The sequence below is a fragment of the Caballeronia sordidicola genome, from assembly GCF_001544455.2.
Taxonomy (GTDB): Bacteria; Pseudomonadota; Gammaproteobacteria; order Burkholderiales; family Burkholderiaceae; genus Caballeronia; species Caballeronia sordidicola.
Map to the genome: position 1 here is coordinate 171,236 of NZ_FCOC02000010.1, position 24,606 is coordinate 195,841.

At 60.5% G+C, this 24,606-nt stretch carries 23 protein-coding genes and 2 pseudogenes; 12 read left to right on the top strand and 13 right to left on the bottom strand.

Translation table 11 applies throughout. The features are described from left to right. Window positions 1–14: 14 nt before the first annotated feature. Together AWB64_RS17530 and AWB64_RS17535 are read left to right on the top strand one after the other, a co-directional pair. Entirely contained in the window at window positions 15–1,295 is a 1,281-nt protein-coding gene (locus tag AWB64_RS17530; RefSeq protein ID WP_060856700.1) for an aspartate carbamoyltransferase, read from the top strand. A gap of 95 nt (window positions 1,296–1,390) precedes the next feature. After that, on the top strand, window positions 1,391–1,729 hold the full coding sequence (locus AWB64_RS17535; RefSeq protein ID WP_060856701.1) for a hypothetical protein: 339 nt from the start codon (window positions 1,391–1,393) through the stop codon (window positions 1,727–1,729). A gap of 19 nt (window positions 1,730–1,748) precedes the next feature. Here the strand turns inward: AWB64_RS17535 and AWB64_RS17540 are convergent, their stop codons facing one another. The 3 genes and pseudogenes from AWB64_RS17540 to AWB64_RS17550 all read right to left on the bottom strand — a co-directional run bounded on the left by AWB64_RS17540 (window position 1,749) and on the right by AWB64_RS17550 (window position 4,785). Further along, the gene (locus AWB64_RS17540) at window positions 1,749–2,447 is read right to left on the bottom strand and encodes an aspartate/glutamate racemase family protein (RefSeq protein WP_060856702.1); all 699 of its coding nucleotides are present in this window, start codon (window positions 2,445–2,447) and stop codon (window positions 1,749–1,751) included. Between the two features lie 111 nt (window positions 2,448–2,558). Further along, window positions 2,559–3,320, bottom strand: a complete 762-nt coding sequence (locus AWB64_RS17545) for a CDP-diacylglycerol diphosphatase (protein ID WP_060856703.1) — start codon at window positions 3,318–3,320, stop codon at window positions 2,559–2,561. Between the two features lie 75 nt (window positions 3,321–3,395). After that, window positions 3,396–4,785, bottom strand: a pseudogene (locus tag AWB64_RS17550) (aminotransferase-like domain-containing protein). A 426-nt stretch (window positions 4,786–5,211) separates the two neighbouring features. Here AWB64_RS17550 and AWB64_RS17555 point away from each other — a divergent pair. The 8 genes and pseudogenes from AWB64_RS17555 (at window position 5,212) to AWB64_RS17585 (ending at window position 12,081) form a co-directional block, all read left to right on the top strand. Continuing rightward, window positions 5,212–5,694, top strand: a complete 483-nt coding sequence (locus AWB64_RS17555; protein WP_056365868.1) for an MSMEG_0572/Sll0783 family nitrogen starvation response protein — start codon at window positions 5,212–5,214, stop codon at window positions 5,692–5,694. Between the two features lie 32 nt (window positions 5,695–5,726). Next, window positions 5,727–6,746, top strand: a complete 1,020-nt coding sequence (locus AWB64_RS17560; protein WP_060856704.1) for a Nit6803 family nitrilase — start codon at window positions 5,727–5,729, stop codon at window positions 6,744–6,746. Further along, window positions 6,739–7,815 carry an MSMEG_0568 family radical SAM protein gene (locus AWB64_RS17565; protein ID WP_060856705.1) on the top strand — a complete coding sequence of 359 codons (1,077 nt, stop codon included), beginning with the start codon at window positions 6,739–6,741 and terminating at the stop codon, window positions 7,813–7,815. The genes AWB64_RS17560 and AWB64_RS17565 overlap by 8 nt, the downstream gene beginning before the upstream one ends. Before the next feature lie 3 nt (window positions 7,816–7,818). Continuing rightward, window positions 7,819–8,379, top strand: coding sequence for an MSMEG_0567/Sll0786 family nitrogen starvation N-acetyltransferase (locus AWB64_RS17570; protein WP_060856706.1), 561 nt, complete (start codon window positions 7,819–7,821; stop codon window positions 8,377–8,379). Then, on the top strand, window positions 8,376–9,344 hold the full coding sequence (locus AWB64_RS17575; RefSeq protein WP_060856707.1) for a sll0787 family AIR synthase-like protein: 969 nt from the start codon (window positions 8,376–8,378) through the stop codon (window positions 9,342–9,344). Before AWB64_RS17570 ends, AWB64_RS17575 begins: the two co-directional genes overlap by 4 nt. Beyond that, a pseudogene (locus AWB64_RS17580) lies at window positions 9,344–10,465 on the top strand (MSMEG_0565 family glycosyltransferase); the annotation flags it as partial. The gene AWB64_RS17575 and the pseudogene AWB64_RS17580, both read left to right, overlap by 1 nt. A 27-nt stretch (window positions 10,466–10,492) precedes the next feature. After that, entirely contained in the window at window positions 10,493–10,777 is a 285-nt protein-coding gene (locus AWB64_RS31940) for an MSMEG_0570 family nitrogen starvation response protein (RefSeq protein WP_167353927.1), read from the top strand. Window positions 10,778–10,806: 29 nt separating this feature from the next. After that, the gene (locus AWB64_RS17585; RefSeq protein WP_060856708.1) at window positions 10,807–12,081 is read left to right on the top strand and encodes an MSMEG_0569 family flavin-dependent oxidoreductase; all 1,275 of its coding nucleotides are present in this window, start codon (window positions 10,807–10,809) and stop codon (window positions 12,079–12,081) included. 47 nt (window positions 12,082–12,128) lie between these two features. Here the strand turns inward: AWB64_RS17585 and hydA are convergent, their stop codons facing one another. The 5 genes from hydA to AWB64_RS17610 form a co-directional block, all read right to left on the bottom strand. After that, on the bottom strand, window positions 12,129–13,607 hold the full coding sequence (gene hydA, locus AWB64_RS17590; RefSeq protein WP_060856709.1) for a dihydropyrimidinase: 1,479 nt from the start codon (window positions 13,605–13,607) through the stop codon (window positions 12,129–12,131). A 43-nt stretch (window positions 13,608–13,650) separates the two neighbouring features. Continuing rightward, complete coding sequence (locus AWB64_RS17595) at window positions 13,651–15,159, bottom strand: NCS1 family nucleobase:cation symporter-1 (protein ID WP_060856710.1); 1,509 nt, start codon at window positions 15,157–15,159, stop codon at window positions 13,651–13,653. Between the two features lie 119 nt (window positions 15,160–15,278). Beyond that, on the bottom strand, window positions 15,279–16,571 hold the full coding sequence (gene preA, locus AWB64_RS17600; protein ID WP_060856711.1) for an NAD-dependent dihydropyrimidine dehydrogenase subunit PreA: 1,293 nt from the start codon (window positions 16,569–16,571) through the stop codon (window positions 15,279–15,281). Between the two features lie 29 nt (window positions 16,572–16,600). Further along, a complete protein-coding gene (locus tag AWB64_RS17605) occupies window positions 16,601–17,962 on the bottom strand; it encodes an NAD(P)-dependent oxidoreductase (protein ID WP_060856712.1) in 1,362 nt (453 codons plus the stop codon). Between the two features lie 43 nt (window positions 17,963–18,005). Beyond that, window positions 18,006–19,265 (bottom strand): Zn-dependent hydrolase, encoded by a 1,260-nt coding sequence (locus AWB64_RS17610; RefSeq protein WP_060856713.1) that lies wholly within the window; start codon window positions 19,263–19,265, stop codon window positions 18,006–18,008. A 342-nt stretch (window positions 19,266–19,607) separates the two neighbouring features. Here AWB64_RS17610 and AWB64_RS17615 point away from each other — a divergent pair, with 342 nt between their 5' ends. Further along, window positions 19,608–20,291, top strand: a complete 684-nt coding sequence (locus tag AWB64_RS17615) for a TetR/AcrR family transcriptional regulator (protein WP_060856756.1) — start codon at window positions 19,608–19,610, stop codon at window positions 20,289–20,291. 127 nt (window positions 20,292–20,418) lie between these two features. On the opposite strand, the gene AWB64_RS17620 is transcribed toward AWB64_RS17615, so the two are convergent. From AWB64_RS17620 to AWB64_RS17640, 5 genes are all read right to left on the bottom strand, one after another. Continuing rightward, entirely contained in the window at window positions 20,419–20,745 is a 327-nt protein-coding gene (locus AWB64_RS17620; protein WP_060856714.1) for a DUF4148 domain-containing protein, read from the bottom strand. A 320-nt stretch (window positions 20,746–21,065) separates the two neighbouring features. Then, the gene (hutC, locus tag AWB64_RS17625) at window positions 21,066–21,761 is read right to left on the bottom strand and encodes a histidine utilization transcriptional repressor HutC (protein ID WP_060856715.1); all 696 of its coding nucleotides are present in this window, start codon (window positions 21,759–21,761) and stop codon (window positions 21,066–21,068) included. A 131-nt stretch (window positions 21,762–21,892) separates the two neighbouring features. Next, window positions 21,893–22,363, bottom strand: a complete 471-nt coding sequence (locus AWB64_RS17630; RefSeq protein ID WP_060856716.1) for a GNAT family N-acetyltransferase — start codon at window positions 22,361–22,363, stop codon at window positions 21,893–21,895. Window positions 22,364–22,371: 8 nt separating this feature from the next. Beyond that, window positions 22,372–22,749: a fluoride efflux transporter CrcB gene (crcB, locus tag AWB64_RS17635; protein WP_060856717.1), complete on the bottom strand. Its 378-nt coding sequence runs from the start codon at window positions 22,747–22,749 to the stop codon at window positions 22,372–22,374. A gap of 12 nt (window positions 22,750–22,761) precedes the next feature. Beyond that, window positions 22,762–22,983 (bottom strand): hypothetical protein, encoded by a 222-nt coding sequence (locus tag AWB64_RS17640; RefSeq protein ID WP_060856718.1) that lies wholly within the window; start codon window positions 22,981–22,983, stop codon window positions 22,762–22,764. A 166-nt stretch (window positions 22,984–23,149) separates the two neighbouring features. Here AWB64_RS17640 and AWB64_RS17645 point away from each other — a divergent pair, with 166 nt between their 5' ends. After that, window positions 23,150–24,484: a mechanosensitive ion channel family protein gene (locus AWB64_RS17645; RefSeq protein WP_060856757.1), complete on the top strand. Its 1,335-nt coding sequence runs from the start codon at window positions 23,150–23,152 to the stop codon at window positions 24,482–24,484. Window positions 24,485–24,606 lie beyond the last annotated feature (122 nt).

Here is a 24,606-nt window from a genome sequence, read left to right on the forward strand (position 1 = left end):
CCGGAGCGTCCGACATGCCTCTTCAACAACAAACCCTGCTTCGCGACGCCATGCGCCGCCTGAACATGACGCGCGATGCATTTGCAAACCGGATCGGCGTGGCGCGACGAGCCCTCGATACCTGGTTGCTTCCGGATGAGTCAGCCGAATCGCGCGCAATGCCCGAGATTGCAAGCCGCTACGTCATGGAGATATTGGAGAGGACACCCGCCGGCGACGAATATACGCAACGCGTACAATCTCCTTCCATTCTGTACGAAGGCCGCCCGCACCTGCTTTCAGTCGATCAGTTCACGCGCGATTCTGTCGAAGCCTTGTTCCGGGTCGCGGACACCATGCAACCTATCGCGCGGCGGCAAAAAATTACCCGTGTGCTGGAAGGCGCGGTGCTTGCCAATCTTTTCTTCGAGGCAAGCACCCGCACGCGCGTGAGCTTCGGCGCTGCCTTCTGCCGGCTCGGCGGCTCGGTATGCGACACGACGGGCTTCACGTTTTCATCGATGGCGAAAGGCGAGTCCATTTACGATACCAGCCGCGTGATCAGCGGTTACGCAGACGCGCTCGTGGTGCGCCATCCCGAGAAAGGATCGGTCGCTGAGTTCGTACGCGCGACCAATGTGCCGGTGATCAACGCCGGTGACGGCCCCGGCGAACACCCGAGCCAGGCGTTGCTCGATCTCTACACCATCCAGCGGGAATTTTCACGTGTGGGCAAGATCGTCGACGGCTCGCACATCGCAATGGTGGGCGACCTCAAATACGGGCGCACGGTCCACTCGCTTGCTAAGCTGCTGGCGTTGTATCGCGGGATGAAGTTCACGTTGATCTCGCCGGCGTCGCTTGAAATGCCCGCGTCCATTCTCGATCAGATCACGCGCGGCGACCATGTGGTCGAGCAGACAAGCGATTTGCACGCCGGTCTGAAAGGCGCCGACGTGGTGTATGCCACGCGCATTCAGAAAGAGCGTTTCGCCGATGAATCCATCGAAGGCTATACGCCTGACTTTCAAATCAATCAGGCACTGGTTGAAAGCGTATGCGGGCCCGACACGCTGATCATGCATCCGCTGCCACGCGATGGCCGTCCCGGCGCCAACGACCTGAGCACCGATCTCAACCATGATCCAAGGCTTGCCATCTTTCGGCAAACCGATAACGGCATTCCGGTGCGCATGGCCATTTTCGCGGTCTTGCTGGGCGTGGAAAAACAGGTCCAGCATTCCATGCGCGATGCTGCTTGGAAGGCGCCGGCTTACATCGGCCCGGATGACGCGGTTTTTCACGGCGTCGACTAAGTCCGTTTATACGGCGGCGCTGGAAAATTTAACGCGCCGTTTACGCACGAAAAGATACGCTGCAAGTCATCCCGAACACAGGAGCTTGCAACGTCATGAACCTTGTACTCGAAAGAATCATCGGCTCGGCAACCAACGGTAAATCTGCGGAGCGGGAAACCGCGGCAACGCCGTGCGCGTCGCGGGTTCATCTTTCTGCCGTGCTTCGCAGCGCCCAGGACGAAGCCGCGAGGGAGCGCCTTCGCCGCCTCTTTCATTCACCGCTCGGCGTATATGTGAGCCAGGCGTCGCGCGATCACGACGATCTGAGGCTTGTATTCGACGTTGCAATGGAAGATCTCGACTTCACCGTTCGCACCTTGCATCAGGTGCTGCCGGAGGCTGTTATCGAGGCCGTGCGTCCGCGCGTGTTCACCCACAGGCGCGAGCACTGACCTACGGCGCTTCAACCGATCAGGCTTGCGCCAGCGAGAAATCGACTGCGGCGCGGGCGTGGAGCGCGGTGGTATCGAGCAGGGGTACGGGGCTGTCCTCCGCCTTCACCAGCAGCATGATTTCCGTGCATCCCAGCACGATAGCTTCGGCACCGCGCGCCGCCAACGCATGAATGACATCGCGATACAGCTTGCGCGATTCCTCCGTCACGATCCCAAGACACAACTCGCGATAGATGATGTCGTGAACGACCGCCTGCTCCACAGCCTCAGGAACGATCGTGGCGATTCCATGCCGCTCCAGAAGCCGGTCGCGGAAGAAACTTTCGCGCATGGAGAACGCGGTGCCAATAAAGCCGACTCGGCGCACGCCGCGTCTTTGAGCTTCGATGCCAGTCGGATCCACGATATGCAGGAACGGCACGGACACCGCGGCGGCGACTTGAGGCGCGACCAGATGCATGGTGTTCGTGCAGAGCACAATGCAATGCGCACCGCCCGCCTCGAGATGACGCGCAGCCTCGCTCAGCCGGATACCTGCAATGTTCCATTGTCCGTCGCGTTGCAGCCGTTCGATGGGCGCGAAATTCACGCTATGCAACAGCACTTGCGCCGAGTTCAGTCCACCAAGCCGCGCGCGGACATCCTGGTTGATCAGCCGATAGTATTCAGCGGTCGATTCCCAACTCATCCCGCCGATCATGCCTATGGTTCGCATCGTAGTCATGCCGCCGTCCCGTCTTTCTGATTAATAGAAACGACATAGTGCAGCCAAGTGCGGCGGGCCGCCAGAGCAAAAATTTCGAGGCAATCGACGGCCACGTTTAACCTAGTGTTTGCGTGCAATCGCGCAACTGTGATCCTGCAACTCCTCCGACGATGCGAAGTCGCCCTCCGCCCGGCGCACGTGATCGTTGAGCAGGAAAAATGCAGGCTTGCCTTCGGGCGTGGTCGTGCCGGTCAGCAACAACGTCTGGTCCGCCATCTTGCCGCCCTCCCTCGCAACATCGGCCGCGAGCAACTTGAACGGATCGACGGAATCGAGCGTGGCGTCATCAATGCGCCTGATCCTGTATGCATGGCCGCGCAACGGCGTGGGAAACACAGACCATTGCGTACCGATCTTCGGGCCCTGTTCGCGCAACGCATCGACGACATCGGGCGCCAGGCAATCTATGTGGATATGCAACTGATTCTGCGAACGCCCGCTGGTGGAATTGATCGCGAGCGAGAGTTCGTCCCGAGGCAATTGCTCGCCGAGTTTCGCCGTAACGAAGCGTCGCGATTCCCATGCGGCGCGCCAGTAATTCGGCGAGTCTGCGCTCAACAATTCAGGACTTTCGATGCCGCCAATGCGCTTTGTCGGAATCAGCAAATACTGCGCAATACCGTTGATGTCTTTGAGCACCGCGTAGCCTTGAGCCGCATCGACATCGACGCACTTCTGCGGCACGTCTGCCCCGCGCGCGGCCGGCTCACATGAGTTGTGAACGATCTGCCATAGCGCATTGGGATTGCCGGCACACGCCGTAGCAAGAAACGCAGCCGCGAGCGCGCTCGCGAAAAAACAAAGAAGCCGGAAGTTCCGCATTGGGGCGAGCGATTGAAAAGGACAGGCCGCATCGTAGCAAGAGCGCATTACGTCTGCTTGACACGACTTCCGGCATCACATGACGGGCAGGTGCAGATGATGCGGATGCTCGACCGTGTCCGCTATCAGCCTTAGCGCGTCTTCGCATTCATCCAGGTTCTTCGGTCCGCCAAGACATACGCGAATAGCTTCGGGCGGATTGCCGTCGGTTGCAAACGCCGTGGCGGACACCGCTCCAATCCCTTGCGAACGCAACTGCAGGGCAAGCTCCGACGCTTGCCATCCGCACGCGGAATCAATCGGCATCCAGAAATGAAAGCCGGCGGGATCAGCGTCGAACTTCCATTTCGACAACACGCGCGATGCGATTTCCTGTCGCGCGGCGGATTCGGCCCGAATGGCGTCGAGCATGAGGTCGGCGGTGCCGTCCCTCACCCATTGCGTGGCAAGCAGCATGGTGAACGGACTCGCCATGACCGTGGTTGCGCGCAATGCGCCGGCAAGATGCTGCGCGCGCCGCGACGATGGCGCGCGGATATAGGCGACCCGAAGCCCCGCGCCAAAGCTCTTCGAGAAACCCGTCACGTAATACGTCAGATCCGGTGCGAACGAGACCATTGCGTCAGGTGCGTTCACGGGCAGCATGCCATATGCATCGTCCTCGATGATCGGCACGCTGTATCTCAGCGCAACGTCGGCCAGCGCCTCGCGTCGTTTCGATGAAAGCGTGACCGTGCTCGGGTTCTGGATGGTCGGATTGCAATAGAACGCGTTTGGTTTGTCGCTTCTGCACAGCGCTTCGAATGCGTGAGCGAGCGGACCGTCGTCGTCGCGCGCGAGCGCCTGCAAACGCACGCCGAGTTGCGCGGCGATTGCCTTGATGCCGGGGTACGCCAGCGTATCCAGACAGATCATGCCGCCCGGCCGCGCAAGCTGCGAGACAAGCGCCACGAGCGCTGTGAATGCCGGGGCAAACGAGCACCTTGTCTTCATCGCAGTCGTCGAAACGCCGCTTAAGCCATTGCGTTGCGGCTGCGCGATCGTCAGGAGTCCCGCCGAAATCCTGATACCGCAGCAGACGATAAGGATCGGTCGCCGCAAAAAGACGCGCCGCCGACTCGCGCAATCGGGCGGCAAGCTCGGCGGGTTCGGGCGGCATGTTCATGGTCATCTCGACACTGCTTCCGCCCGACAACGGCAGCGTCGCCGTCCTGCCGCGAACGAAGGTCCCGCTTCCCGCACGCGAATCGAGCAGACCTCGCTTGCGCGCTTCGGCGTAGGCACGTGCGACAGTCGTGTAATTGAGCTGCAGTTCATCAGCTAGATCACGCAAACCCGGCAACCGGTCGCGTGGACGCAAGCGCCCGCTGGCCAGATCTTCTTCGATTAATTCCGGAATCAGCAAATAAGCCGGCTTGCGGCTTTCTGTCAATTTTCTGATCCAGTGATGAGTGAGACTGGTCATGAAACGATCTCTGATTTGATGCGGTTTAAAAACGATAGCACGAGGCGCATCGAAAAAAATAAGTTGATTGCATTGGATGATCGCATGATGAATCGCCCGATGGCCAATCAATGCACGGATTGAGCGTTTATTGCACCAGCAGGGAGCGGCTGCACCAGGAAATCCCGCCCGTATTGGTGCGCCCGGAACATTGCCCCGGGCCTGATCCCATGCCCGACAAGGCCTCCAGCGCATCCTCTGAAAATATTTACGCCCCCGCCGAGTCCTGATCGTCTGAATGATCGGGTATTGATCGCATTAACACAGCGATTCAATGGCATGCCCGTTGCATTTATCTTCCTTGCAAGCCGTCTGTCGGGTATCGATTAAAAAACCGGATACCCATGATTATCGATGTATTAAATCGTCTATTTAATGGAGATTAGAATGCCTGCCGTCAATATCCCGATGCACAAGAAAGGCGATTATCTTGTCGACTATGAAGAGAAGGTATTTGAAGACGTCAAGGCCGCCCCAGGCGAAAAGGCGCTGGTGACGTTTCATACCGTCGCTTTCGAAGGTTCCATCGGCTTTGTGAATCTGCTGCAGGCCACGCGGCTCTTGCGCAAGGGCTTCGAGACGTCGGTGCTGCTCTATGGTCCCGGCGTGACGCTCGGGTTGCAACGCGGCTTTCCCACGCTCGGAGACGAAGCATTCCCCGGCCATCTGAACTTCAACAAGCAGATCCAGAAGTTCATGGAAGAAGGCGGCAAGGTCTACGCATGCCGCTTCGCGTTGCAGGCGCTTTATGGCCAGGGCGAGGCGTCGCTGATCGAAGGCATCAAGCCCATCAGCCCGCTCGACGTGCTCGACATCCAGTTGCTGCATAGAAAAGACGGCGCGTTGATCATCAATACGTGGACCGTCTGACATCGTTTGCAACTCACGACCACGGAATGACCATGCCCGACAAGAGAATCGTCCGTGCCGCCGCGGTCCAGATCGCACCGGATCTGGAGCGGCCCGGCGGCACGCTCGAGAAAGTCCTCGCAACACTGGACGAAGCCGCGCGCCAGGGCGTGCAGTTGATTGTCTTCCCCGAGACCTTCTTGCCCTACTACCCGTACTTTTCATTCGTGCGGACGCCGGTTGCGTCGGGAGCCGAGCATATGCGGCTCTACGACGAAGCCGTCACGGTGCCAGGCCCGGTTACGCACGCAGTGTCCGAGCGGGCACGCCGGCACGGCATGGTCGTCGTGCTCGGTGTGAACGAGCGCGATCATGGGAGCCTCTACAACGCCCAGCTTATCTTCGACACAACCGGCGAGCTGCTTCTCAAGCGCCGCAAGATCACGCCCACGTTTCACGAGCGAATGATCTGGGGCATGGGCGACGCGGCGGGCCTGAAGGTGGCGCAAACGAGTATCGGGAGAGTGGGCGCGCTCGCGTGCTGGGAGCACTACAACCCGCTCGCGCGCTACGCGCTGATGACGCAGCACGAAGAGATTCATTGCAGCCAGTTTCCCGGCTCGCTCGTCGGTCCCATCTTCGGCGAACAGATCGAAGTGACCATCCGGCACCACGCGCTGGAGTCCGGCTGCTTCGTGATCAATTCAACAGGATGGCTAACCGAATCGCAGATCGAGTCCATCACGAGCGAGCCCGGTTTGCAGAAGGCCCTTCGCGGCGGCTGCAACACCGCCATCATCTCGCCCGAGGGCCAGCATCTCGCGCCACCATTGCGCGAAGGCGAAGGTCTGGTGATCGCCGACCTGGACATGTCCCTCATCACCAAGCGCAAACGCATGATGGATTCGGTCGGCCACTACGCCCGGCCCGAATTACTGAGCCTTGCGATCAACGACCGGCCCGCCGTTACGTCGGCTCCCATGAACAGCTTCTCACCTTCAACCGGGGGATTGCATCTTGAACGCGAACGCGAGCGAGACACTGTCGGCCACGAGCCGGCAATTGATGACTGAACTGCAATCGGCAGGCTTGCGTCTTGCCGATCCTGGCGCGGGCGTCAGCGTGGCAAGCCGGCGCGGCGGCGCGGGGCCGTCGGACCACAAGGCGGTGACCATCGACGGGGTGACGATCATGGTGCCGGTGCATACCAGCACGGCATGGCGTTCGCCGTTCGTCGCGTCCGCGCCGGATGCAAGCGGCAGCAGCGCGTTGCTGCGTGGCGCCATTCCCATCGCGAATATCAGCTTCCCGAAGGCGCCACGTTTCTACGCAATGCAAACCTTCGACGGCGTGCCCTACTCGCACATCGCGACCTTGCACGGGTCCGACGTGCTCGCGACAACGGTCCTGCAGACCTGCATCCGCTACGAAAGCCGCAAGAAGACCTGCAAGTTCTGCGCGATCGGCCAGTCGCTGGCAGCGGGCCGCACGATCGCGCGCAAGACACCAGAGCAGTTGGCGGAAGTCGCGCGCGCAGCGGTCCTGCTCGACGGCGTCAAGCATATGGTCCTCACCACCGGCACGCCATCCACGAAGGATCGCGGCGCGCAGATCCTGTGCGAGAGTGCATTTGCAATCAAGGCGGCGGTCGACTTGCCAATCCAGGCGCAATGCGAACCGCCCGACGACGACAAGTGGTTCGAGCGCATGCGTGCAAGCGGTATCGATACGCTCGGCATGCACCTCGAAGTGGTCACGCTCGCGCTGCGCGAACAGATCATGCCGGGCAAGGCGAGCGTGCCGATCTCGCGCTACATGGAATCGTTCAGGGCGGCCGTCGCCGTGTTCGGTCGCGGCCAGGTGAGCACGTACATTCTCGCGGGGCTGGGAGACACCGCTGAAGCCATTCTGTCGATATCGCGTGAACTCGTTGATATTGGCGTGTACCCGTTCGTGGTGCCGTTCGTGCCGATCAGCGGCACGCCGCTCGAAGATCATCCCGCGCCCTCGCCCGAATTCATGAAGTCCGTGCTGCAGCCGCTCGGCGCAATGGTGTCCGCAGGCGGCATGCGTTCGGGCGATATCAAGGCGGGCTGCGGCAAATGCGGCGCGTGTTCGTCGCTGTCGTCCTACGAGGTCTGAACCATGCTCGCCGATACCGAAGACCTCGCCCGGCTCTACATGCCCGCCAGCTACACGATCAAGTGGATCACGCTGCCGTGGGAGGCGCGTGAGGCGTACAAGCTGCGCCGCGCGGTGTTCTGCGTCGAGCAAGGGATTTTTCCAGGCGATGACCGCGATGAAATAGATGATCGCGCACAACTTCTTGTAGCTGTGAGCTGCGTAGGCGGAATGCCGGAACAGGTGGTCGGCACAGTGCGGATTCACGAGGACGAACCGGACGTCTGGACCGGCTCGCGGCTCGCGGTGCACGCGGCGTTCCGGCGCCACGGTAAGATCGGCGCGACATTGATCAGGCTTGCAGTCAGCAGCGCGCATGCGCTGGGATGCAGGACCTTCCTCGCGCACGTGCAGAGCCAGAACGCGCCCTTGTTTCATTCGCTGCACTGGACCACGTTGTCTGAGGAACTTATGCACGGACGGCCGCATCATCTCATGCGCGCAGACCTCGATTTTTACCCGCCGTGCATCACGCCCCATAGCGGTTTCGTGACACACTATTCGTCCTCGCGGAGCGCCGCATGAACGTGGCCGGCCTCGTCGCGGCGCTGAGGGAGACGCGCGGCTTTCGCCACAAGACGGACATAGCCGGCGTGATGTCCTCGCTTGCGCGGCACGGTTCAGGTTCGTCTTCGGCCATTGCCAATGGCGACGACTGCGCAGCTATTCCCGACGGCGACGGCTACCTGCTGTTCGCCATCGAAGGCATGGTCAGCGACTTCGTGCGCGACATGCCGTGGTTCGCGGGCTACAGCAGCGTGATGGTCAACGTCAGCGACATCTACGCGATGGGCGGCCGCCCCGTTGCCGTAGTCGACGCGCTCTGGAGTGACGGCTTGCAGCGTGCCGAAGATGTGCTTGCCGGCATGGCGGCGGCATCGCAGGCATATGGCGTGCCCATTGTGGGCGGACATAGCAATACGCGCAGCGACCAGGCGCAACTGGCGGTATCGATTCTTGGACGCGCGAAGAAATTGCTGTCCAGTTTCAACGCGAGGCCCGGCGATCGTCTGATGATGGCGGTCGATCTGCGCGGTCGCTTCGAAGATCCCTATCCGTTCTGGAACGCGTCGGTGGGTGCGCCTGCAGAACGCTTGCGTGCGGACCTCGAAATCCTTTCCACACTTGCAGAAAGCGGTCTCTGCGATGCCGCCAAGGACATCAGCATGGCCGGAGCCTTGGGCACGGCGTTGATGCTGCTGGAATGCTCGCGGGTTGGCGCAAGCATTGATCTATCACGCTTGCCCGCGCCCGCTGGGGTCGAGCGCTTGCGATGGCTGACCGCGTTTCCCAGCTTCGGCTTTGTGATGTCCGTGCGTGAAGAAAACGTTACGCGCGTCGAACAGATGTTCAGGGAACGCGAGCTCGCCTGCGCGGTGATCGGCACCGTGAACGCCTCGCGCAAGGTCTCGCTTCATGATGGTGACGACACAGCGCAGTTATGGAACTTCGAGGATGAAGCGTTCATAACGTCAGGGGGAACGACGTAATGCGCGTCGCTCTCACCACGCATTCGGTCAATCCGCGCGGCGGCGTGGTGCACGCGCTCGAACTTGCCAGCGCGCTTGTGGAAGCAGGCCACGACGTCACGATCTTCGCGCCTGCAGCGCCGGGAGAATCGCTCTTTCGCGAGCCGCCATGCAGGGTGATTCTCGCCACCATCGAAGGCTCGCAGCAGAACACGGTGGCCATGGTGGATGCGCGTCTGCGCGCCTTGAAGGCCAGCTTGAAAGCTTGCGATCCTGGCAGCTTCGACGTGTTGCACGCACAAGACAGCATCAGCGGGAACGCGCTCGCCGAACTCAGGGAAGAAGGAGCAATAGCGGGTTTTATCCGCACGGTTCACCATCTGGACCACTTCGACAACCCGCGCCTCGCCGCGTGGCAAACGCGCGCATGGAGAGATGCGGATCGCGTGCTGTGCGTAAGCGAGATGTGGACACGCGTCATGCGAGACACGTACGGAATCGATGCCGTCATGATATCGAATGGTGTCGACCTGTCACGTTACTCCGCCCAGCGCACACCTCAGGACGCGGCTTTGGATATCCACGGATCGCCGGTTGTCCTGGCCGTTGGCGGCATTGAAGCCCGTAAGAATACAGCCACGCTGCTCGACGCATTCGCGGAACTCATTCAACGCTTCCCGCAAGCCCGACTTGTAATCGCGGGCGGTGCAAGTCTGCTTGACCACAACGCATACGCGCTCGCCTTCATGCAACGCGTGGCGGCGCTTGGCCTCGACCATGCGGTGACAGTAACAGGACCACTTGACGACGCGCACATGCCAGCGCTGTTCCGCCGGGCCGACGTCCTCGCGATGGTTTCGCTACGTGAAGGCTTCGGCCTCGTCGTGCTCGAAGCCCTTGCAAGCGGCACGCCGGTGGTGGCGTCCCGCATTGCGCCGTTCACCGAATATCTCGACGACACAACCTGTTGCTGGGCAACGCCCACCGATGCTGCATCGATTGCAGACGCCCTTGAGCGCGTTATCCGTGGCCGTCATCAGACCGATTTCACGCACGCCGTGCCCGCGCTGCTTGCGCGCATGAGCTGGCAAGCGTCGGCGCGAAAGCATCTCGACATCTATGGCAGTTTGCTTGCAAGCCGCACTCTCAACACACTTCAGGAACCCGCCATGCCGGTCATGCACTTTCGAATCCAGTGGCCCGATAACAGCGAAGAGAACTGCTATTCGCCTTCCCAGGTCGTCAGCGATTTCTTCACGCCAGGCCAGGATTATCCCGTCGATGACTTCCTCTTGCGTGCGCGCGAAGCATTGAACATCGCATCCGAACGCGTGCGTGAGAAGTACGGCTTCGCGTGCTCGGCAGCCATGGACCAGCTCGCGAAAATCGAGGTCGACGCAGAACGTTTCATGGACGAACCCGACGCCCGGGTCAAGGTCATCGCGCTCGTCTGAGCGCCGCCATTTTTTATCGAGGACGCATCATGTCGCACCTATCAGCGAACACGACGCACTACAGCGTGATAGTAGTGGGCGGCGGACAAGCAGGTCTGTCCGCGAGCTACTATCTCAAGCAGGCGGGTATCGATCATCTCGTGCTGGAAAAAAACACCATCACGCACACGTGGCGCTCGCAACGCTGGGATGCGTTCTGCCTTGTCACGCCGAACTGGCAATGCGCATTGCCTGGTTATCCGTACGCTGGCGACGACCCTCATGGTTTCATGAAAAAGGACGAGATCGTTGCGTACCTCGACGGCTTCATTAAGGCCGTCGATGCGCCCGTCATGGAGCATACGGAAGTTCAGCGGGTCGTGAGGAATGACGAAGGCGGCTTCAGCGTGTCGACCAGTCAGGGGCAGTTCACAGCGGACCAGATCGTGATTGCATCGGGCGGATATCACACGCCGATCGTGCCGCGCATGGCCGAGCGGCTGCCGCGTTCGATCATGCAGGTGCAGTCGTCGGAATATCGAAATCCGCAGTCACTGCCTGGCGGCGCCGTGCTTGTTGTCGGCTCGGGCCAGTCGGGCGCGCAGATTGCCGAGGACCTACATCTCGCGGGAAGAAAGGTGATCCTCGCCGTAGGCGAAGCGCCGCGATGCGCACGCTTCTACAGGGGCCGTGACGTGGTCGACTGGCTTGCAGACATGAAGTACTACGACATGCCCGTGGAGCAGCATCCGTTGCGCGAAGGCGTACGCGACAACACCAATCACTACGTGACCGGCCGTGATGGCGGACGCGATATCGACCTGCGCAAGTTCGCCGCCGAAGGCATGGAACTGTATGGCCGATTGCAGGATTTGCGGGACGGCGTGCTGCACTTCGCGCCAAACCTCACCGAGAATCTCGACTGCGCCGACCAGACATTCAATGGCATCAACGCGGGAATCGATGCGTTTATTGAAAAGAACGGTATCGATGCACCGCCGGGATGGCGCTACGAACCCATATGGTCACCTGCTGAAGAACGCACCACGCTGGACCTTCAGGCGAGTGGTATTGGTTCAGTCGTCTGGTGTATCGGCTTTACGCCAGACTTCAGTTGGCTCGACGCGCCCATCTTCAATGGCCGTGGTTACCCCGCCCACACGCGCGGCGTTACACCGGTCGACGGCATCTATTTCGTTGGCTTGCCGTGGTTGCACACATGGGGTTCGGGACGTTTTTCGGGCGTGGCGCGCGACGCCGAGTATGTCGTGAACAAGGTTGCTGCGTATCGGAAGATCACGGCGCACGATGAAATCACGGCGTGAAAAAGCCGGCGCACAGAGGCGCCGGCTCCCGGAATCCCTCGTGAATCTCAAGCCGCCTTCACGACCTTATCCCCCTCGCGATGAATCGGATGCGGCTCTTTCAAGTGATTGGCAATCCGCGTTGCATCGAAGTAAGCGCCGTTTGGCGGACGCTTCAGATAGTGCCCCGCGCCCTTGACGGCACGCAGGTCGCCATCGGCCCACGCATGCGCGCCGCGCGTGAGCGTATGCGTTGCGAGACCTTGCACGGTCAAGCCTTCGAACACGTTGAAGTCCACCTTCTGATGATGCGTCTTCACCGAGATCGTCTTGCTCGCGGCCGGGTCCCAGACAACCAGATCGGCATCGGCGCCCACTTGCACCGCGCCCTTGCGCGGGAACAGATTGAAGATCTGCGCGGCATTGGTTGACGTCACGCGCACAAACTCGTTTGGCGTAAGACGTCCCTGATTCACGCCGTAATGCCAGAGAATCGCCATGCGGTCTTCCACGCCGCCGCAACCGTTAGGAATGCGCGTGAAATCCTCACGCCCCATCGCTTTCTGCGAAGCGCAAAACACGCAGTGATCGGTCGCCGTGGTATGCAGTTGCCCGGACTGCAGGCCGCGCCACAATGCCTCGCGATGCTCGCTCGTTCGAAACGGCGGACTCATCACGTGCGCGGCCGCACGGGTCCAGTCGGGATCGCTATACACGGATTCGTCGATGACCAGATGCCCCGGCAGCACTTCCGCGAACACGCGCTGTCCTTCGCTGCGCGCACGCGTGATGACATCGACAGCATCTTTCGACGATACATGCACGATGTAGATGGGCACGCCCAGCACCTGGGCAATCCGTATCGCGCGATTGGCCGCCTCGCCCTCGACTTCGGGCGGCCGCGACAACGGATGCGCTTCCGGTCCTGTGAAGCCTTTCGCAAGCAACTGCTTCTGAAGCTGAAAGACCAGCTCGCCGTTCTCGGCGTGCACGGTCGGCAATGCGCCCAGTTCCAGCGAGCGGGCGAAGCTGTTCACGAGCACTTCGTCGTCGGCCATGATTGCATTCTTGTAGGCCATGAAATGCTTGAAGCTGGACACGCCATGCTCATGCACGAGCGTGCCCATGTCCCGATGCACCGACTCGTCCCACCACGTCACGGCCACATGAAAGCCATAATCCGCCGATGCCTTTTCCGCCCAGCCGCGCCATTCGCTGAACGCTTCCATGAGCGGCTGCTTCGGACTTGGAATCACGAAGTCGATAATGCTCGTGGTGCCTCCCGACAGACCCGCCGCGGTGCCGGTATAAAAGTCGTCGCTGGCCGTCGTTCCCATGAACGGCAGCTCCATGTGGGTATGCGGATCGATCCCGCCGGGCATTACATATTGCCCGGATGCATCGATGGTTTCGGTGCCCGCCGGCGCATCCAGGTCGAGCCCGATCTGCAGGATCGTGCCTCCCTCCCTGGAGTCTGCGCACAGCACGTCCGCACGATACGTGCGCTCGGCGTCTATGATCGTGCCGCCACGAATCAGGATCGTCATCTGCCTGTCTCCTGTGAAGTCCTGTTTTGAATCCCGTTAAATCTCAGGCGCGAACCACGCGCGCCGTCGGGCTCTTGCCCATCTTCATCCATGCGCCATACACAATCGACGCAAGCGCCAGTCCCACGAACCACGCGTAGGTATAGAGCGTGTTGAAAAACGCTGGCACGTTGGGAAACGATGCGGGAAATGCCGTATGCAGGAAGCCCGGCAAGTTCGGCAAGACGCCCACGATCAGCGCGACCACGGCCGCCATGTTCCATCCTCCGGTGTAGCTGTACTCGCCGTTTTCATCGAAGAGTTCGCGCGTGTCAAGCCGCGTTCCGCGGATCAGGAAGTAGTCGACCATCAGAATGCCGGCAACCGGTCCGAGCAACGCGGAATACCCCACGAGCCACGTAAAAATATATCCCTGCGTGGTCGCGAGAATCTTCCAGGGCATCATGACGATCGCGATCAACGCCGTGATCATGCCGCCCACGCGATACGAAATGCGCTTGGGCCACAGGCTCGAAAAGTCATACGCGGGACCCACGAGATTCGCGGCGAGATTGCAACTCATGGTGTCGAGCGTCAGGATGATCAGCGCCACGCCCACGCCTATGCCCGTCATGCGGCTCGTGAGATCTATCGGGTCCCAGATCGCCTTGCCATAGATCACCACCGTCGCCGACGTCACCACGACCGAGATCACGGACAGCAGCGCCATGGGCGCCGGCAAGCCGATCGATTGCCCGATGATCTGGTCTTTTTGCGAGCGCGCGAATCGCGTGAAGTCGGGAATGTTCAGCGCAAGCGTGGCCCAGAAACCGACCATGGCGGTGAGTCCCGGCCAGAATGTGGTCCAGAACAAACCTTCCTTCTTGCCGCCCGCCACGAACTGCGAAGGCTGCGCGAGCATGGCGCCCACACCGCCCGCCTTCGATGTCGCCCACCATACGAGCGCGAGGCACATGACAATCTTGATCGGCGCGGACCAGCTTTCAAGGAAGCGGATGGAGTCGGTGCCACGCAAGATAAAGTAAAGCTGGATCAGCCAGAAGAACAGGAAACACGCGAGTTGCCCGAGCGAGATGTCGAGAAAAGGCAATGGCGCGCCGTGCGTCGTGTTACCGGCCAGGATATTGAGCAGGGTATAGATGGCGCTTCCGCCCAGCCACGTCTGAATGCCGTACCAGCCGCACGCAACGATTGCCCGCAGCAAGGCCGGAAGTCGCGCGCCCTTCGTCCCGAAGGACGAGCGCACCAGCACGGCGTACGGAATGCCGTGCTTGGCGCCCGCGTGGCCCACGAGCAGCATGGGAACGAGCACGATCATGTTGCCGAGCAACACGGTTATCACCGCCTGCCACGGCGACATGCCCTCTTCGGTCAGGCCGGCGGCGAGCATGTACGACGCAATGTTCATCACCATGCCAACCCAGAGCGCCGCGAAGTGATACCACTTCCAGGTGCGCTGCGCGGCGCTGGTCGGCGCCAGGTCGTCGTTATATAAACTGCTGCTGGCGCCGGCCGCGAACTGCGGGTCGACGGAATGCGCTGTCTGCTTCATCGGGTTGATCTCCTCAAGATCGTTGCGGTCCGCGCCCGGATCGGTTTGTAACTCATTTCGGGCGTCGGCCGTCTGGGGACGTTGGGTGACAAGCGCTGTTTATCGAAAACTTCTGAACGCTAGGCGGCCTTGACGCTTTCTTCAACGTCCGCGGCCACGCGCGCCGGATTGTTCGGGTGTGTCGTCCAGTTCGCATAGTCGCCCGCGTCCACGCGTTCCATGGTGATGCATTGCTCGACCGGACACACATGCATGCATAAATTGCACCCGACGCATTCGGAATCCATCACCTCGAAATGGCGCTTGCCGTCTTTCTCGCGCATGATCGCCTGATGCGCGGTGTCTTCGCAAGCGATGTGACAAAGACCGCATTGAATGCACTTGTCCTGGTCGATGCGCGCCTTGATGTCGTACTTCAGGTTCAGGTATTTCCAGTCGGTGACATTCTGCACCGCACGTCCACGAATATCGTCGAGCGTGGCGTAGCCTTTTTCATCCATCCAGTTGGACAGGCCATCGGCGAGATCGGCGACGATCCGGAACCCGTAGTGCATCGCGGCCGTGCAGACCTGCACGTTGCCCGCGCCCAGCACCATGAATTCGGCGGCGTCGCGCCACGTCGAAATACCGCCGATTCCCGAGATGGGCAAATCCGGCGTTTCAGGATCACGCGAAATTTCAGCGACCATGTTCAAGGCAATCGGTTTTACAGCCGGGCCGCAGTATCCACCATGTGTGCCCTTGCCGTCGACTGTCGGCATGGGCGCCATGACGTCGAGATCGACGGCGACGATCGAATTGATGGTATTGATGAGCGACACGGCGTCCGCCCCGCCCTTGTACGCGGCCCGCGCGCTCGTGCGGATATCGCTGATATTCGGCGTCAGCTTCACAATGCATGGCAACCGCGTGCCTTCCTTGACCCAGCGCGTGACCATTTCTACGTATTCGGGCACCTGGCCGACCGCCGCGCCCATGCCGCGCTCGCTCATGCCGTGCGGACAGCCGAAATTCAGTTCCACGCCATCGGCGCCCGTGTCTTCCACGAGCGGCAGGATCCATTTCCAGTCGCGCTCGTTGCACGGCACCATCAGGGAGACGATCAGCGCGCGATCCGGCCAGTCGCGTTTGACCTCCCTGATTTCTTTCAGGTTGATATCGAGCGGACGGTCCGTGATCAACTCGATGTTGTTCAACCCCGCGATGCGCTGGCCGTTCCACTGGACCGCGCCATAACGGGAACTCACGTTCACCACGTGCGGATCGAGGCCCAGCGTTTTCCAGACCGCGCCGCCCCAGCCCGCCTCGAACGCGCGGTTGACGTTGTAGGCTTTGTCGGTGGGTGGTGCGGATGCGAGCCAGAAAGGATTCGGCGATGTGATGCCAACAAACGTGCTGCGAAGATCGGCCATGGGCTGGCTCCGTTATCGTGGGATATTTTTTAAGCAGCCTTGATGGCCGTCGCTGCAAAGGACGCATGGATGGCTTGTGCCGCGAGCTTGCCGTCCTGCACGGCCTGCACCGTCAGATCCATACCGCCATGCGCCGCGCAATCGCCTCCTGCCCAGACGTCCGGAAGCGTTGTGCGGCCGCTGGCGTCCACTGCAATGCGGCTGCCGTCGAGTGTGAGCATGGCGCTTTCCATGGCATCGGAGACGAGGGTTTGCCCGATCGCCTTGAGCACCATGTCGGCCTCGATCACGAACCGGTCGCCGTGCGGGTTTTCGAATTCGACGCCCGTCACCTGATCACCCGCGTTCAATAAACGCACGGGCTTCGCGTGCGTGATGATCGACACGCCGTTATGCTGTGCGAACTCGCGCTCGGCCCAGGTTGCGCCCATTGTTTCCACGCCGCGCCGGTAGGCCATGGTCACGGTTTGCGCGCCAAGCTTGCGGCTTTGCACAGCGGCGTCAATAGCCGTATTGCCGCCGCCGATCACCACCACGCGACGTCCAACCGGCACGCTCGCGAGGTCATCGGCCTGACGCACCTGTTCGATGAAATCAACCGCGTTGTACACCCCATGCAGCATTTCGCCTTCCACTTCGAGCGCACGCACGCCGGCCAGGCCAATGGCGAGGAATACCGCGTCATGCTGCTTGCGAAGCGTATCCAGCGTGACGTCGCGGCCAAGCATCACGCCGTTTTTCACTTCAATGCCGCCAACCGAATACAGCCATTCGACTTCACGCTGCGCGAAGTCCTCCACGACCTTGTATGCGGCGATTCCATACTCGTTCAGGCCGCCAGGCTTGGGCAATGCGTCGAAAATGGTGACACGATGCCCGCCAAGCGCGAGCGTATGCGCACATGCAAGGCCGGCCGGCCCCGCGCCCACGACAGCCACATGACGCCCTGTCTCGGCGGCGCGTTTGAACAGCGGTTCGCCGCGGCTCATCGCCCAATCGGTTGCGTGCCGTTGCAAGGCACCGATCGCAACTGGTTTGTCATCCTGATGATTGCGGACGCACGCACCTTCGCAGAGGATTTCCGTGGGACAAACCCGGGCGCACATGCCACCGAGCGGATTGGCCGAAAGAATGTCGAGCGCCGCGCCCTTCAGGTTGCCGTTGCCGATCTTGCGGATAAAGCTGGGAATATCGATCTTCGTAGGACACGCATTGATGCAAGGCGCGTCGTAGCAATAGTGGCAACGGCTGGACGCAGCCGCGGCCGCGGTGGCATCCAGCAATGGCGCAACGTCTGAGAACTCACACGCCAGTTGTTCTTGCGACAGCCTGTTCGAGGCTATGTCGCCGAATGGCTCGCCGAACGGCTCGCCGGAGGGCTTCATGGTCATACGCGTCCTTCCTGAACGTGGGGATTGTTTATGAGCGCGGTTCTTATTGACCGGCGCGTTCCAGCATGGCGTGAAGCAGCACGTTGGCGCCCGCCTCGATCCATTCCTCCGACGCATCCTCGATCTCGTTGTGACTGATGCCATCGACACACGGCACGAAGACCATGGACGTGGGCGCGACCTTGGACAAATAACATGCATCGTGTCCCGCACCCGACACCATGTTGCGATGCGCATAACCAAACCGCTCGGCAGCGGCGCGCACGGACGCGACGCAGGCGGTATCGAACGCGATGGGCGCGTAGTAGAAAATCTGCTCGAGCCCGGTTTCCAGCCCGATGCCGCTTGCGATCTTCTCCACGCCCTCGCGCAACGCGGCGTCCATCTTCGCCAGCACGGCGTCGTCCGGATGACGGAAATCGACTGTGAAAAACACCCGCCCGGGAATCACGTTGCGCGAGTTCGGATGGACCTGCATCATGCCGACCGTCGCGCACGCAAGCGGCGCGTGATCCAGTCCAATGCGGTTCACGAGTTCAACCACCCGCGACGCGCCCAGCAACGCATCGCGGCGGCGCGGCATGGGCGTGGGACCCGCATGCGCCTCCTGTCCGGTCAGTGTGATCTCGTACCAGCGCTGGCCTTGCGCGTCGGTGACTACGCCAATCGTCATGTTTTCCGCTTCGAGAATCGGCCCCTGTTCAATGTGCAACTCGAACGCCGCGTAAAGCTTACGGCCACCGCAAGGTTCGCTGCCGGCATAACCAATGCGCTCCAGCTCCTCGCCAATCGTCTTGCCATCCACGTCCTTGCGCGACAAGCCGTAGTCCAGCGTGAATTCGCCCGCGAACACGCCCGAGGCCACCATGGCGGGCGCGAAACGCGAGCCTTCCTCGTTGGTCCAGATCACGACTTCCACCGGATGCTCGGTCTCGATGCCGCGATCGTTCAGTGTCCTGATGACTTCTATACCGCCAAGAATGCCGTAGATGCCATCGAAGCGGCCGCCCGTTGGCTGCGAGTCCGCATGCGAGCCCGTGACGACCGGCGCGGCTTCCAGATTACGTCCCGCGCGACGCATGAAGACGTTGCCCATCTGGTCGACCGTCACCGTGCAGCCGGCCTCCTTCGCCCAGCTCACGATCAGGTCGCGGCCTTCCTTGTCGAGATCGGTGAGGGCGAGGCGGCACACGCCGCCCTTGGGCGTCGCGCCGATCTTCGCCATCGTCATGAGGCTGTCCCACAGGCGCTTGCCGTTGACCCGGATCGATGTATCCAGCGCTGAATCAGTCACCGCGTTCATGTCGCGTTCTCCTTGGCGTAGTGCTCGAATGTGGGTACGTATATGGTGCATGCGCGTCGGCTTTTGGGGCGCTTGCGCACGTCTGCTGTGCAGCTTGCGCGCGTCTTTAAGCAGCGTCCAATATCCGGTTGTTATCGCTTTGCAAATCCTGTCCAACTGGACAGGTTGTAGCCGATTAATATTTGCAAATCAATGTCTTTCGGGGTTTCCGATAGTTCGAAAGCCAGAGCGAGAAGCGTGCCATTGCGACGCAGCAGAGCGCGCGCGTACTCGCGAATACGCTGTGCAGCGTGGGCGGCAAACCGAATAGAATGAGGCGCGCAGCGCCATCCGAGGACAATGATGAGAGACGACGAAGCGACAGCCGGGGCACCCAAAGACGACGTGGCGCCCGCTCCATTGCGGCGGCGCAAGGCGCACATTCGCGAGACCAATGAAGCGCATCTTCTGGCGTGCGCGGAGGCGGTATTCGCCGAACGCGGACTCGAAGGTGCGAGTACGGCGATGATCGCGGAGCGCGCCGGCTTGCCGAAAGCCAACCTGCATTACTACTTTCCGACCAAGCTCGCGCTGTATCGGCGGGTACTGGAAGATTTGTTCGATGACTGGCATCGGGCAGCCGATACCTTCGAAACCAGCGATGACCCGGTCGAAGCCATCAGCGGTTATGTCCGCACGAAAATGGAGTTATCGCGCCGCCGGCCGCTTGGCTCGAAAGTCTGGGCGAGCGAGATCATTCACGGCGCGGTGCATATGCAGGACATCCTGACCGAACGCGTTAAGCCATGGCTCGACACACGCGTGGTCGTGATAGATCGCTGGGTCGCACGCGGACTGCTCGCGCCAACGGACGCGCAAACCCTGTTGTTCATGATCTGGGCGACCACCCAGCATTACGCGGATTTCGATGCGCAGATTCGCGCGCTGAAGGGCAAGCGCGCGTTATCGCAGAAAGCCTTCGATACCGCCACCGAAGAAGTCGTCAAGCTCGTGATCCGCGCGTGCGGCGCGAAGTCGCCGGAATAGTAAAAAGAAACAAAAAAAACTCGCCGGCCGCGTTCGTGCGGAGGGCGAGTTTTTTTATGTGGTGCGTCAAGCCGGTGAATGGGCCTCGCGCCGCCTTGCTAAATTACCGCTGTTCGATCCAATCGGCTTAGTGACCGAAGAAAACCGAGCCGGGAGCGTTTTGCACCGGAGCAGAACCGCGAACGCCGGCTGCCGATGTGCCGCTCGTCGACGGACCATACGACGTTGCTGCCTGGTTTTGTGCGTCCACACGCGCCTGAGCAGCCTGGATGTTGGCCGGATAGTTGATCTGGTCGCCCGCCGGGTTGTAGCCGGCCTTTTCCAGTTGAACCAGTTGCGCCTTCACTTCAGCGCGCGTGACCGGGCCGTTGTTATCGCTGGTTTGAGCGAATGCGAACGTCGGTGCGGCGAGTGCCGACACGATAACAACTGCGGGAATAAGTGACTTGAACATGGTGAAACCTCCAGTATTTTGTTTGTCGTCTCGAAACGGTTTCAGAACTCAATCAGCAATTTCTGAATTCGTTTCGGATGTATGAAGTCTATGCTTCCTGCACTAGAGGGAAAACCCTTATTTACGCGAAACATCATTGTTCGTTTCGCAATAATGGTGAAGAAGTTTCGATAGAAATCAGGAAGATCACTTTAATTCGAGTAATTATTGCCGAAAATAACTGATTTTTCGTTGAGGCTCACATGCGTGAGCGTCTGAATATGGCAGTAATGTCATATTCAACAAGAATCCCCGCCTTTCTTGGCAAACCTCGCCAAAAATCAGAAATGCCCGGTGAACTGATAACGGTCGCCCGGATGCCAGAGATTCGCCACCGACGCCACCGCATCCCGCGACCACGTCCGCCGATGCAGCATCAGGCACGGCGCGCCGCTTTTCATCGATAACGCCATACCCGTCGCCTCGTCCGGCAGCGCCGCTTCAATCCGGTATTCAACGCGCTGCAATGGCGCGGCGACCATCAGATACTGGTTCGGGGTAATCAGCGTGAAATCCTGGCGCGCATATTCCGGCGCAAGCGCAGGATTGACCCAGCGCTCTTCCAGCTGAATGGGCAGATCGTTTTCGAAATGCAGCACGCGCGAATGAAATACCGGACTGCCTTCGGTGAGATGCATTTCCAGCGCCAGGCGCTCGTCGAGTATCGATGCGCCGAGATGCATGACTTCCGCCCGGTGTGCATGGCCGCGCCCGATGATCTCGTCGGAAATGCTGCGGATTTCGACAAGCGTCGATGCGTATTTAGGTTGCGCGACAAACGTACCCGCGCCCTGCACGCGCGTGAGGATCTGCTCGGCGGTCAGTTCGCGCAACGCCCGGTTGACCGTCATTCGCGCCACTTTGAATTCGCGTGCGAGTTCATTTTCGGACGGCACCTGATCGCCCTCCTTCCATTCGCCCGCATGAATGCGCGTAAGAATGTGATCCTTGATTTCCTGATACGCGGGCGTACTCATGCTGTAGTTGCAGCGTCCATTTAAGCGATCCTGTCTATACAAGTTTCAACTAAGTCTAAACAAACAAAGGCACTGCAACAAGGCGGGAATCACCTTAAGCTTTAAATCCGCTTATTCCTTACGGCACTTGTCTATACCGGATTCAGACGCTTTTGCATCCGGAAATTGGTGAAGCGCGCGCCCCGTACTTCCACGACCTGCGTCCTGACCACTTCAAAACCATTTGCTTCGAAGAACGGGCGCGCTGTAGTGCTGGCGTCGGTAGTGACGAAGGCGAGATGACCCGCCCGCGCTTCACGCTCGACCTGACCGAGCAGCGCGCTCGCCACGCCGGTCCGCTGACAGTCCGGATGGACGAACAGCATGTCTATATGCCCGCTGCCTTCAAGATCGCTGAATCCCGCAATCCCGCCGTTGACGACCGCAACCCATGTCGGCCGATCCAGACGCCGCCGGGACCACACAGTACGGTCGGCCTGCGCCCACGCATCGACCTGGGCCGCGTCGTAATCGCGCGACGCAATCTCGCGGATCGCACGCAGAAACACGTCGATCACCGCGTCGAGGTCAGAGGCTTCGTAGCGGCGGATGGCAATGCCCATGGTGAACTTCAGCGCGCGAGAGACACCGTGGCGATACCCAAAATGGTCATCACGACCGACGCCGTCACGTGTATCGCGATCTCTCCCGCGGCCCAGCCGTAGCGCCCTTGCTGCAAATGCGCGACGACTTCGGCGGAGAACGTCGAGAAAGTGGAAAGACCGCCCATCAAACCGGTGATGATGAAAAGCCGCCATTCCAGCGATATGTCGGGGAAACGCGCGAACCACGCCACCGCAACGCCAATCACATATCCGGCTATGACATTCGCCGCGAACGTGCCGAGCGGGAGATTGGGATAGACGGCGTTCAGACGCAGGCCAAGGAACCATCGAAACAGGGAACCGAGCGCGCCGCCAATGCCTACAGCCAGAATCGACAGATACATGAAGGAACCGGTTTAAAGAGGAATGAGCGCCAGCCGCTCGATCAACTGCTTACGGCCCGCTTCCACGATGGTTTCACCCGATGCCGATAACCGCGCGCTCCACGTGCCGTCGCGGCGTTGCTCCCAGGTGCCGCATTCGTGGCCGTCGAGCAGCAGCGAGCCACGCGCGACCAGTTGGGAATCCGTGGGATCGAGGACGGTGTCGTCGTTGTGTTCAAGCTTGACGGTTCGCATGAGCTGGCGCGCGTGAGGTGGCACAAGGCAGTAATAATAGATGAAGCCGTTGATGACGCGTGCTTTAACCGTTTCGTGCAAGCGCCGCGCCGCCTTTCATGCACAATACGAGGTCGCCGCTCCCACGGCCCGTGTCCGTTCCATCCTTTCGCTTCCTTGTTTGCGCATGACTCTCGACACCATCCTCGACACATTGCAACAGCACTATCCTACGCATCACTGGGCGCAATTCGCGCTCGGCATGCTGTTGCTCGTGCTGGCTGCACTGTTTGCACAGTGGGTGGTCGCGCGGATCGTCCTTTACTTCGCGCATCGGCTGCTGGTGCTGACCGAGCACGACGCATGGGACAAAGCGCTCGCCCGGCATCGCGCCTATCACCAGCTTTGGTACGCGGTGCCATTCGCCGTGGTCGCGATCGGCATTGGCGAGGTGCCTTTCATAGGCCACGTTGCCGACCTGATCGAGCGGCTCGCGCACGCGGGCGCGTGGATCTGCGTGTTCTTCGCCATGGGCGGCGCCCTGAGCGCCTGGCAGGACGTGTATGCAGCGAGCACGCAGGCGCAGACGCGCTCCATCAAGGGCTATATACAGATCGGCAAGCTCGCGCTCGCACTGATCTGCGGCGTGCTGGTGCTCTCTATCGTGATCGACCGGTCGCCCTTGTGGATGCTCTCCGGCCTCGGCGCGCTTTCCGCCGTGCTGCTGCTTGTCTTCAAGGACACGTTGTTGTCGCTGGTGGCGAGCACGCAGCTCACATCGAATGACATGCTGCGCATTGGCGACTGGATCGAGATGCCGCAATCCAACGCCGATGGCTTCGTGAAGGACATCGCGCTGCATACCGTGAAGGTGCAGAACTGGGACAACACGGTGACGACCGTGCCTACGTACAAGCTCTTTTCGGAGAGCTACCGCAACTATCGGCAGATGTTCGAATCGGGCGGGCGGCGCATCAAGCGCACGCTACGCATCGACGCCACGTGCGTGCGTTTTCTCACCGATACCGAGACCGCGCATCTCAAGCAATTTCGCCTGCTGCACGATTATCTGGAAGAAAAGCAGCTCGAGGTCGACCAAGCCAACAAGAACCTGGGCGAACTCGCGAGCGAACCGGCCAACCGGCGGCGGCTGACGAATATCGGCACGTTTCGCGCGTATGGGCTTGCGTATCTGCAGCGGCATCCGGAGATCCGGCAGGACATGTCGATGATGGTTCGCATGATGGAGCCTCAGTCGGAGGGCATTCCCATCGAGGTGTATTGTTTTACGGCGGTCACCGCATGGACACAGTACGAGCGCATCCAGGGCGACGTGTTCGATCACCTGCTAGCCATCCTTCCGGAAATGGGCTTGCGCCTGTATCAAGCGCCTTCGGGCGCGGACATGAGCGGGCTGGTGGGCGCGCGCATCGGCGTGCAAACGAGCAATTCGGCTTCCACTCAAAGCTTGATGGGCAATGCGGACAACGGGCGTCTGCGCGGTGAACTGCCCACGGTGTAAATGAAAAGACGGCTGGAGAAGCAGGCAAGAATCCGCGATTTTTATGTATTCACGCGAACCGTCCTGATCCTTAAAGTGTGAACCTTGCCGGTATTCCTTTTTGATGTTCGAAGTATCGAAGG

What these genes read in the sequence shown, in the direction of transcription:
- AWB64_RS17530 (WP_060856700.1), top strand. Translation starts at nt 15, where the DNA reads ATGCCTCTTCAACAACAAACCCTGCTTCGCGACGCCATGCGCCGCCTG.
- AWB64_RS17535 (WP_060856701.1), top strand. Translation starts at nt 1,391, where the DNA reads ATGAACCTTGTACTCGAAAGAATCATCGGCTCGGCAACCAACGGTAAA.
- AWB64_RS17540 (WP_060856702.1), bottom strand. Translation starts at nt 2,447, where the DNA reads ATGCGAACCATAGGCATGATCGGCGGGATGAGTTGGGAATCGACCGCT.
- AWB64_RS17545 (WP_060856703.1), bottom strand. Translation starts at nt 3,320, where the DNA reads ATGCGGAACTTCCGGCTTCTTTGTTTTTTCGCGAGCGCGCTCGCGGCT.
- AWB64_RS17555 (WP_056365868.1), top strand. Translation starts at nt 5,212, where the DNA reads ATGCCTGCCGTCAATATCCCGATGCACAAGAAAGGCGATTATCTTGTC.
- AWB64_RS17560 (WP_060856704.1), top strand. Translation starts at nt 5,727, where the DNA reads ATGCCCGACAAGAGAATCGTCCGTGCCGCCGCGGTCCAGATCGCACCG.
- AWB64_RS17565 (WP_060856705.1), top strand. Translation starts at nt 6,739, where the DNA reads ATGACTGAACTGCAATCGGCAGGCTTGCGTCTTGCCGATCCTGGCGCG.
- AWB64_RS17570 (WP_060856706.1), top strand. Translation starts at nt 7,819, where the DNA reads ATGCTCGCCGATACCGAAGACCTCGCCCGGCTCTACATGCCCGCCAGC.
- AWB64_RS17575 (WP_060856707.1), top strand. Translation starts at nt 8,376, where the DNA reads ATGAACGTGGCCGGCCTCGTCGCGGCGCTGAGGGAGACGCGCGGCTTT.
- AWB64_RS31940 (WP_167353927.1), top strand. Translation starts at nt 10,493, where the DNA reads ATGCCGGTCATGCACTTTCGAATCCAGTGGCCCGATAACAGCGAAGAG.
- AWB64_RS17585 (WP_060856708.1), top strand. Translation starts at nt 10,807, where the DNA reads ATGTCGCACCTATCAGCGAACACGACGCACTACAGCGTGATAGTAGTG.
- hydA (WP_060856709.1), bottom strand. Translation starts at nt 13,607, where the DNA reads ATGACGATCCTGATTCGTGGCGGCACGATCATAGACGCCGAGCGCACG.
- AWB64_RS17595 (WP_060856710.1), bottom strand. Translation starts at nt 15,159, where the DNA reads ATGAAGCAGACAGCGCATTCCGTCGACCCGCAGTTCGCGGCCGGCGCC.
- preA (WP_060856711.1), bottom strand. Translation starts at nt 16,571, where the DNA reads ATGGCCGATCTTCGCAGCACGTTTGTTGGCATCACATCGCCGAATCCT.
- AWB64_RS17605 (WP_060856712.1), bottom strand. Translation starts at nt 17,962, where the DNA reads ATGACCATGAAGCCCTCCGGCGAGCCGTTCGGCGAGCCATTCGGCGAC.
- AWB64_RS17610 (WP_060856713.1), bottom strand. Translation starts at nt 19,265, where the DNA reads ATGAACGCGGTGACTGATTCAGCGCTGGATACATCGATCCGGGTCAAC.
- AWB64_RS17615 (WP_060856756.1), top strand. Translation starts at nt 19,608, where the DNA reads ATGAGAGACGACGAAGCGACAGCCGGGGCACCCAAAGACGACGTGGCG.
- AWB64_RS17620 (WP_060856714.1), bottom strand. Translation starts at nt 20,745, where the DNA reads ATGTTCAAGTCACTTATTCCCGCAGTTGTTATCGTGTCGGCACTCGCC.
- hutC (WP_060856715.1), bottom strand. Translation starts at nt 21,761, where the DNA reads ATGAGTACGCCCGCGTATCAGGAAATCAAGGATCACATTCTTACGCGC.
- AWB64_RS17630 (WP_060856716.1), bottom strand. Translation starts at nt 22,363, where the DNA reads ATGGGCATTGCCATCCGCCGCTACGAAGCCTCTGACCTCGACGCGGTG.
- crcB (WP_060856717.1), bottom strand. Translation starts at nt 22,749, where the DNA reads ATGTATCTGTCGATTCTGGCTGTAGGCATTGGCGGCGCGCTCGGTTCC.
- AWB64_RS17640 (WP_060856718.1), bottom strand. Translation starts at nt 22,983, where the DNA reads ATGCGAACCGTCAAGCTTGAACACAACGACGACACCGTCCTCGATCCC.
- AWB64_RS17645 (WP_060856757.1), top strand. Translation starts at nt 23,150, where the DNA reads ATGACTCTCGACACCATCCTCGACACATTGCAACAGCACTATCCTACG.